The sequence below is a fragment of the Rhizobium sp. AN80A genome (assembly GCF_030053015.1).
GTDB classification, from domain to species: Bacteria; Pseudomonadota; Alphaproteobacteria; order Rhizobiales; family Rhizobiaceae; genus Rhizobium; species Rhizobium metallidurans.
On record NZ_JASJPX010000003.1, the window covers coordinates 2,801,252 to 2,810,000 of the forward strand.

Sequence of the window (8,749 nt, forward strand, 5' to 3'; positions counted from 1 at the left end):
CATTGTCTTCACCCTGCCCGGGGGTGATCGCAGCTTGATAAAGGCCCTCTCTGGCCTGCCGGCCATCTCCCCCACAAGGGGGGAGAAGACCTGCCGCGCCAACCCTGCCCCAATCACGCTTCGGCGGATCGGCTGGGTCAAGCCCTCCCCCTTGTGGGGAGGGTTGGGAGGGGTCTTTACCCAGGCTATTGCCTTCGCTTGCGGGCGAACCAGTTTCGACTGGTCGCGAGCATGCGAAAGACCCGGCGCAGGAAAGACCGTCACCACCATGATCAATTATGCATTCCGTCGATTGCTGTCGACGATCCCCGTCATGTGGATCGCCGTGACAGCCTGCTTCTTCGTTCTGAGACTTGCCCCCGGCGGGCCGTTCGATGGCGAAAGGCCGTTGCCGCCAGTGATCCTCCAGAACCTGGCGGCGCACTACAATCTCGATAAGCCGCTGATCCAACAGTATCTCTATTATGTCGGCGACCTCCTGCAGGGCAATCTCGGCCCCTCCTTCGCCTCGGAGGACTTCACCGTCGCGCAGCAGATCATGATCGGCCTGCCCTACACGTTCACCATCGGCACCGCGGCCTTTCTGCTGGCGATCGTCATCGGCGTCGCCGTCGGCTGTCTCGGGGCGCTCTACCAGAACAAGGCGCCGGATTACATCCTGGGCGCGCTGATCCTGGTGGGCGTCGTGCTGCCGAACTTCCTGATTGCCCCGATCCTGCAACTGATCTTCGGCATCCAGCTGCAATGGCTGCCGGTCGGCGGCTGGGGCAATGGATCGCTGAAATTCCTGGTGCTGCCGGTGGTCGTCCTGGCGCTGCCGCATGCCGGCCGCATCTCGCGCATCACGCGCGGCTCGATGATCGAGGTGATGGGGCAGAATTTCATCCGCACCGCGAAGGCCAAGGGCATCGGCCCGCGTCTGACGATCATGCGCCACGCGCTGAAGCCGGCGATGATGCCTGTCGTGTCCTATCTCGGACCGGCGGCGAGCTATCTTCTCACCGGCTCGCTGGTCGTCGAAAGCGTGTTCGGCCTGCCCGGTATCGGCCGCTACTTCGTCACCGCCGCATTGAACCGCGACTACGGCATGGTTCTCGGCACGGTCATCTTCTACATGGTGCTGATCGTGTTCCTGAACCTTCTCGTCGACATCGCCTATGCCTGGCTCGATCCGAAAGTGAGAAACCGATGATCCTCAATCCCGCAAAGAGAGATCTTCTCGCGGCCGAACTGCTGGAAGCGGAAGGTCTCAGCCCCGTCAGCCGGTCGCTGACCCGCGATGCCCTGCGCCGCCTCTGTCGCAACAAGGCGGCCGTCGCCTCCATCGCCGTCCTCGTCCTGCTGGTGCTTGCCGCCTTCGTCGGCCCGTATCTCATCCCCTTCGGCTACGAGGATCCGGACTGGGCGGCCTTCCGCTCGCCGCCTTCGCTTGCCGATGGCCACTATTTCGGAACCGACCCCAACGGCCGGGATCTGCTCGCCCGCGTGCTCTACGGCACCCGCGTCTCGCTTGCCGTGGCGCTGACGGCGACGCTTGTCTCCGTCGTCATCGGCGTGCTCTATGGCGCGATCTCGGGCTACATGGGCGGACGCATCGATGCCGTGATGATGCGCTTCGTCGATATCATGTACGCCTTCCCCTACATCCTGTTCGTCATCCTGCTGATGGTCATCTTCGGCCGCAACGTCTACCTGCTGTTCGCGGCGATCGGGGCGCTCGAATGGCTGACCATGGCGCGCATCGTGCGTGGCCAGACGCTTTCGCTCAAACAGCGCGAATTCATCGAGGCGGCCCGCGCCTCCGGCCAGAAGCCATTCAAGATCATTACCCGGCACATCATTCCCAATCTCGTCGGGCCCGTCGTCATCTTCGCGGCGCTGACGGTGCCCGAAATCATCGCCACGGAGAGCTTTCTCTCCTATCTCGGCTTCGGCGTGCAGGAACCGCTGACGTCATTGGGAACGCTGATCTCGGAAGGAACCGACGCCATGGAGAGCATGCCCTGGCTGCTCGTCTTCCCGGCCGGCTTCCTCGTTGCCCTGCTGCTCAGCCTGCTGTTCATCGGCGACGGCCTGCGCGATGCATTCGACCCGAGGGATCGCTGACATGACAGATCACATCAGAAAAGAAACCCTTCTGGAGTTGAGGGATTACTCGATCAGCTTCCGCACGCCCGAGGGCGAGGTGAAGGCCGTCTCCAACATGAACCTGACCATCCGGCGCGGCGAACGGATCGCCATCGTCGGCGAGAGCGGCTCCGGCAAGAGCCAGACCTTTCTCGGCGTGATGGGACTGCTCGCCAAGAATGGCCGGACCAGCGGACAGGCGCTGCTCGAAGGGCGCGACGTGCTATCGCTGAAGCCGCGCGAGCTCGATGACGTGCGCGGCAAGGACATGGCCATGGTGTTTCAAGACCCCATGACCGCACTCAATCCGTCGCTCAGGATTTCCCGACAGCTGACGGAGCAGCTCGAGGTGCATCGCGGCTTTACCGCGCGCGCGGCCTCGGCGGAGGCGCTCGACATGCTGAAGCGCGTCGGCATTCCAGACCCGTCCCGGCGTTTCAACCTCTATCCGCACGAACTCTCCGGCGGCATGCGCCAGCGCATCGTTATCGCCATGGCGCTGCTGACCAAGCCGAAGCTGTTGATCGCCGACGAGCCGACGACAGCGCTCGACGTTACCATCCAGGCGCAGATCCTCGACCTCTTCAACGATCTGACGGCCGAGATGAATACCGCGCTTGTCATGATCACCCACGATCTCGGCGTCGTCGCCGGGCTCGCCGACCGGGTGGCCGTGATGTATGCCGGTCGCATCGTCGAGGAGGCGCCGGTGGACGAGCTGTTCGAGAACCCGGCGCATCCCTACACGGCGGCGCTGCACGCCTCGATCCCGCGCCCGGACCAGGACGTCGACCAGCTCGCCGTCATTCCCGGCCGGCCGCCGAACCTGCAGCACCTGCCGAAGGGATGCAGCTTCTCGCCGCGCTGTCCGCTCGTGCAGAACGACTGCATCGACGCCTCGCCGCGCCTAGAAGCGCAGGCGCCTCGCCATCTCGCGGCCTGCTTCCATGCCTATCCACGCCTCGAGGAGGTTCTGACCAATGGCTGAACGATCACTTCTTCGGGTGGAGAACCTGACGACCCAATTCGACGTTCCCTCCAAGGGCTTCTTCAAGCCGCCACTGACGCTGACCGCCGTCAACGATGTCAGCTTCGATCTCAGCGAGGGCCGGACGCTTGGCATCGTGGGGGAATCGGGCTGCGGCAAGTCGACCCTCGGGCGCTCGATCCTGCGGCTCCTGAAGGCGCAGAAGGGCCGCATCCTCTGGCAGGGCCGCAACCTGCTCGACCTCTCCGACGAGGAGATGCGGGCGGCGCGGCGCGACATGCAGATCATCTTCCAGGACCCGATCGCATCGCTAGATCCGCGCATGACGGTGGGCGACATCATCGCCGAACCGCTGACGGTGTTCGAGCCGAAGCTCAACCGCGCGCAGCGCACGGAACGGGTACAGGAGATCATGGCCGCCGTCGGCCTCGTGCCCGAGATGATCAACCGCTATCCGCACGAATTCTCGGGCGGGCAGGCGCAGCGCATCGGCATTGCCCGGGCCGTCATCACGCGGCCGAAGCTGATCATCTGCGACGAGCCTGTATCGGCGCTCGACGTGTCGATCCAGGGCCAGGTGATCACGCTGCTGCGCAAGCTGCGCAAGGAATTCGGCCTGACGCTGATCTTCATCAGCCATGACCTTTCCGTCGTGCGGCTGATTTCCGACGACGTGCTGGTGCTTTATCTCGGCAAGGTGGTGGAGGCCGGCGATTGCGCGACGGTGTTCGACAAGCCGGCGCATCCCTATACGCAGGCGCTGTTTTCGGCAGCCCCCATCCCGGACCCGAAGCTGGCGCGCAACCGCCAGCGCATCCGCCTGCAGGGCGACCCGCCATCGCCGCTCAACCCGCCAAAGGGCTGCGTCTTCTCCCCGCGCTGCTGGAAGGCGACCGACATCTGTCGAACCGAGATGCCACCGAGCGAGGAGGTCAGGCCCGGCCAGACGGCGGCCTGCTACCACATGGAGCGCTGACGACCCGATGGCCACGGTATCATCCGTGGCCATCGGCCGACCAAGAGCTCGCGCGCGTAACACCCCTTGATCGCGGATCATACTGTGGCTGATGCGTAGTTTTTCGGCCTTCCCTCCGTCGCCGGTTGCTCTATGGTGCACTCATCAACGTGGAGGGGTTTCATGCGGATGCTGTTTCTCGTTGTCATGCTGCTCCTGACCGGTTGCGGTCATCCGAGCGGCGTGATGACGCCCGTGGCGCTGACGGCGACGACGCCGAAGACAACCCGTGTCAACATGCTGGTGGCGACCACGCGCGAACCTTCGGGCGATCCGGCGACGCTCTTCAACGGCGAACGCAGCCCCAAGCCATCGCTGACCGCGGTGTCCGTCTCCATTCCGCCGAACCGCAAGCCGGGCACCGTGCAATGGCCAAGCCGCCTGCCGCCGAACCCGGCCACGGACTTCGCCGTCACCTCGGTGCAGCAGATCGGGACGGTGAAGGAAGGGCGCGGCTGGCTCAGCCAGAACATGCGCAACGGCCATGCGCTGGTCTTCGTCCATGGCTTCAACAACCGATACGAGGATTCGGTCTTCCGGCTGGCGCAGATCGTCAACGACAGCGGCATGGACGCGACGCCGATCCTCTTCACCTGGCCATCGCGCGCGCAGATCACCGCCTATGAATATGACAAGGAAAGCACCAACTATTCGCGCACCGCGCTGGAGCAGGCGCTGAGAACGCTGGTCAACGACCCCAATGTCAAGGACATCACCGTGCTCGCGCATTCGATGGGCACGTGGCTGACGATGGAATCGCTGCGGCAGATGGGCATTCGTGACGGCCGCCTGAACAGCAAGATCCGCGACGTCATCCTCGCATCCCCCGATATCGACATCCAGGTCTTCGCCAAGCAATATGCCGAGATGGGCACGCCACGGCCGAAGTTCACCATCTTCGTGTCGCAGGACGACCGGGCCCTGGCCTTCTCCAGCTTCATCACCGGGCGCGTCTCCCGACTGGGGGCGATCGATCCCACGGCCGAGCCTTACCGCACGAAGCTGGAAGAGGCAGGCATCACGGCGATCGACCTCACGAAGGTCAACAGCAACGATCGGCTGAACCACGGCAAATTCGCCGAAAGCCCTGAGATCGTGCAGCTGATCGGCCAGCGCCTGATGACCGGCCAGCCGCTGACCGACAGCAATGTCACGCTCGGGCAGGGCATCACCGCGGTTGTCGGCGGAACGGTCACCAATATCGGCACGGTCGCGGCGACCGCGGTCGCCGTGCCGGCGACAATCATCGAGGCGCCGATGACCCGCCCGCAGAAGAACAAGCCGGCCACGGCCAAGGAAACGCTGCAGGGCGACCTGAAGGAACAGCAGCTGACGCAATAGGCGGGTCGACGCCGGGCTTGATGGCGGAAGCCGAGACCAGGAGGATTCAATCTCGAGCTGGCGAGGAGCGCGATCACCGCGCCGCGCGCGGTGTTGCGAGTACATATCTGCGCACGCCAAAAGCCGGCGTTGTGCGGGCTTTGTTCGTCTTGTCTGATGCGATTGATTCAGTCTTTGGAATGATTGGTTGCGGGGGCAGGATTTGAACCTGCGGCCTTCAGGTTATGAGCCTGACGAGCTACCGGGCTGCTCCACCCCGCGCCAGCGTAAATCCCTTCGGGATTTATCGCGCTTGAGTAAACCGCGAAGCGGTTTGCTCTTACATCAGGAGCAAAACCCTTGGGTTTTGTTCCGGTAAGGGACGCACCATTATAGATCAGGTGCGTCGAAGTTTCATTCTGCATGTTCGGACCAGCAAAAGCAAAAGGCCGCTTGCGCGGCCCGATGTTTTCGGCTGGGCCGAAGTTTCGATCAGAGAAGATTTGTTGTTGCGTTTAGCAGACCTGGCAGCGACCGACTCTCCCGCGTCTTAAGACGAAGTACCATAGGCGCAGGGGCGTTTCACGGCCGTGTTCGGAATGGGAACGGGTGCAGCCGCCCCGCCATAACCACCAGGTCAGCGAAGCGCAACAATTGAGAAGCTGGGTGGCATTCGCCACTTTCTATTTTTGAACACGTCTTTCTCTTCATCGTCTGTGCGGATGCGTGTGGCACCCATACAGGCCAGAGGCCGTCGCCAATCGTTTGGCGGGCCGTCCGCAGCGCGTTAGCGCGTCAGGACAAGAGATGATGCATCATCGAAGCGCCCTTGGCGCTTTGATGAGCATTATCAATGAGAACAATTAAGCCGATCGAGCTATTAGTAACGGTAAGCTTCACACATTGCTGCGCTTCCACACCCGTCCTATCAACGTGGTCGTCTTCCACGGCTCTGATAGGGAATACTCGTTTTCAGGTTGGTTTCCCGCTTAGATGCCTTCAGCGGTTATCCATTCCATATGTAGCTACCCTGCTATGCCGTTGGCACGACAACAGGTCCACCAGAGATATGTCCATCCCGGTCCTCTCGTACTAGGGACAGATCCTGTCAATATTCCTACACCCACGGCAGATAGGGACCGAACTGTCTCACGACGTTCTGAACCCAGCTCACGTACCGCTTTAATTGGCGAACAGCCAAACCCTTGGGACCTGCTCCAGCCCCAGGATGCGATGAGCCGACATCGAGGTGCCAAACAACCCCGTCGATATGGACTCTTGGGGGTCATCAGCCTGTTATCCCCGGCGTACCTTTTATCCGTTGAGCGATGGCCCTTCCACGCGGGACCACCGGATCACTATGACCGACTTTCGTCTCTGCTCGACTTGTCAGTCTCGCAGTCAGGCGGGCTTATGCCATTGCACTCGACGACCGATTTCCGACCGGTCTGAGCCCACCATCGCGCGCCTCCGTTACTCTTTCGGAGGCGACCGCCCCAGTCAAACTACCCACCATACACTGTCCCGGATCCGGATAACGGACCGCGGTTAGACATCCATGACGATAAGGGTGGTATTTCAAGGATGGCTCCACGGAAACTGGCGTCCCCGCTTCAAAGCCTACCACCTATCCTACACATGCCGACACGAATGCCAGTGTAAAGCTATAGTAAAGGTGCACGGGGTCTTTCCGTCTGACCGCAGGAACCCCGCATCTTCACGGGGAATTCAATTTCACTGAGTCTATGTTGGAGACAGCGGGGAAGTCGTTACGCCATTCGTGCAGGTCGGAACTTACCCGACAAGGAATTTCGCTACCTTAGGACCGTTATAGTTACGGCCGCCGTTTACTGGGGCTTCAGTTCAAAGCTTGCACCTCTCCCTTTAACCTTCCAGCACCGGGCAGGCGTCAGACCCTATACGTCGTCTTGCGACTTCGCAGAGCCCTGTGTTTTTGATAAACAGTCGCTACCCCCTGGTCTGTGCCACCCCATCACACTTGCGTACAATGGGGTCACGCTTCTTCCGAAGTTACGCGTGCAATTTGCCGAGTTCCTTCAACATAGTTCTCTCAAGCGCCTTGGTATACTCTACCTGACCACCTGTGTCGGTTTCGGGTACGGTCTATAATGATGGAGCTATTTCCTGGAACCGCTTCCCTGCACCCACAATCCAATAAGTGAATACAAGTTACGCAATCCGTCACTACCACCAGGCCCACGAATATTAACGTGGTTCCCATCGACTACGCGTTTCCGCCTCGCCTTAGGGGCCGGCTAACCCTGCTCAGATTAACTTTAAGCAGGAACCCTTGGTCTTTCGGCGAGAGGGTCTCTCACCCTCTTTATCGTTACTCATGTCAACATTCGCACTTCCGATACCTCCAGGATGTCTCACGACTGTCCCTTCACAGGCTTACGGAACGCTCCGCTACCACTTGCATTGCTGCAAATCCTCAGCTTCGGTGCATGGCTTCAGCCCCGTTACATTTTCGGCGCAAAGACCCTTATTTAGACCAGTGAGCTGTTACGCTTTCTTTAAATGATGGCTGCTTCTAAGCCAACATCCTGGTTGTTTTGGGATCCTCACATCCTTTCCCACTTAGCCATGACTTGGGGACCTTAGCTGGAGGTTAGGGTTGTTGCCCTTTTCACGACGGACGTTAGCACCCGCCGTGTGTCTGCCTGATAGTACTCCCGGGTATTCGGAGTTTGGTTAGGATCAGTAAGACGGTGAGTCCCCATAGCCCATCCAGTGCTCTACCCCCGGGGTATTCGTCAGACGCTCTACCTAAATAGATTTCGCGGAGAACCAGCTATTTCCGAGTTTGATTGGCCTTTCACCCCTAACCACAAGTCATCCCAATCTATTGCAACAGATGCGGGTTCGGTCCTCCAGTTGGTGTTACCCAACCTTCAACCTGCTCATGGCTAGATCACTCGGTTTCGGGTCTAATGCAACAAACTAAATCGCCCTATTCAGACTCGCTTTCGCTTCGCCTACACCTACCGGCTTAAGCTTGCTTGTTACACTAAGTCGTTGACCCATTATACAAAAGGTACGCCGTCACCCTCTCAGGCTCCGACTGTTTGTAGGCATCCGGTTTCAGGTTCTATTTCACTCCCCTTGTCGGGGTGCTTTTCACCTTTCCCTCACGGTACTTGTTCGCTATCGGTCATGCACGAGTACTTAGGCTTGGATAGTGGTCTACCCACGTTCAGACAGGGTTTCACGTGCCCCGCCCTACTCTAGGACAATGAGTGTTCTACGCCTACGGGGCTATCACCCGCTACGGCCGA

General features: G+C 60.4%; 5 protein-coding genes, 1 tRNA gene and 2 rRNA genes (1 of these 8 only partly in view). 5 read left to right on the forward strand and 3 right to left on the reverse strand.

Going from position 1 to position 8,749, the window contains the following annotated elements; translation table 11 throughout:
- Positions 1-268 precede the first annotated feature (268 nt).
- The 5 genes from P3R82_RS25540 to P3R82_RS25560 all read left to right on the forward strand — a co-directional run bounded on the left by P3R82_RS25540 (position 269) and on the right by P3R82_RS25560 (position 5,471).
- Complete coding sequence (locus tag P3R82_RS25540) at positions 269-1,192, forward strand: ABC transporter permease subunit (RefSeq protein WP_283195814.1); 924 nt, start codon at positions 269-271, stop codon at positions 1,190-1,192.
- Positions 1,189-2,106, forward strand: coding sequence for an ABC transporter permease subunit (locus P3R82_RS25545; protein WP_183900827.1), 918 nt, complete (start codon positions 1,189-1,191; stop codon positions 2,104-2,106). The genes P3R82_RS25540 and P3R82_RS25545 overlap by 4 nt, the downstream gene beginning before the upstream one ends.
- A gap of 1 nt (position 2,107) precedes the next feature.
- Entirely contained in the window at positions 2,108-3,115 is a 1,008-nt protein-coding gene (locus P3R82_RS25550; protein WP_283195815.1) for an ABC transporter ATP-binding protein, read from the forward strand.
- Entirely contained in the window at positions 3,108-4,091 is a 984-nt protein-coding gene (locus P3R82_RS25555) for an oligopeptide/dipeptide ABC transporter ATP-binding protein (protein ID WP_283195816.1), read from the forward strand. The genes P3R82_RS25550 and P3R82_RS25555 overlap by 8 nt, the downstream gene beginning before the upstream one ends.
- Positions 4,092-4,253: 162 nt before the next feature.
- Positions 4,254-5,471 carry an alpha/beta hydrolase gene (locus tag P3R82_RS25560; protein ID WP_183900830.1) on the forward strand — a complete coding sequence of 406 codons (1,218 nt, stop codon included), beginning with the start codon at positions 4,254-4,256 and terminating at the stop codon, positions 5,469-5,471.
- A 184-nt stretch (positions 5,472-5,655) separates the two neighbouring features.
- Here P3R82_RS25560 and P3R82_RS25565 read toward each other — a convergent pair.
- The 3 genes from P3R82_RS25565 to P3R82_RS25575 all read right to left on the reverse strand — a co-directional run.
- Positions 5,656-5,732 (reverse strand) — tRNA-Met (locus P3R82_RS25565).
- A gap of 240 nt (positions 5,733-5,972) precedes the next feature.
- Positions 5,973-6,087: ribosomal RNA gene (rrf, locus tag P3R82_RS25570) — 5S ribosomal RNA — on the reverse strand.
- 222 nt (positions 6,088-6,309) lie between these two features.
- Positions 6,310-8,749: ribosomal RNA gene (locus P3R82_RS25575) — 23S ribosomal RNA — on the reverse strand (it continues 359 nt past the right edge of the window).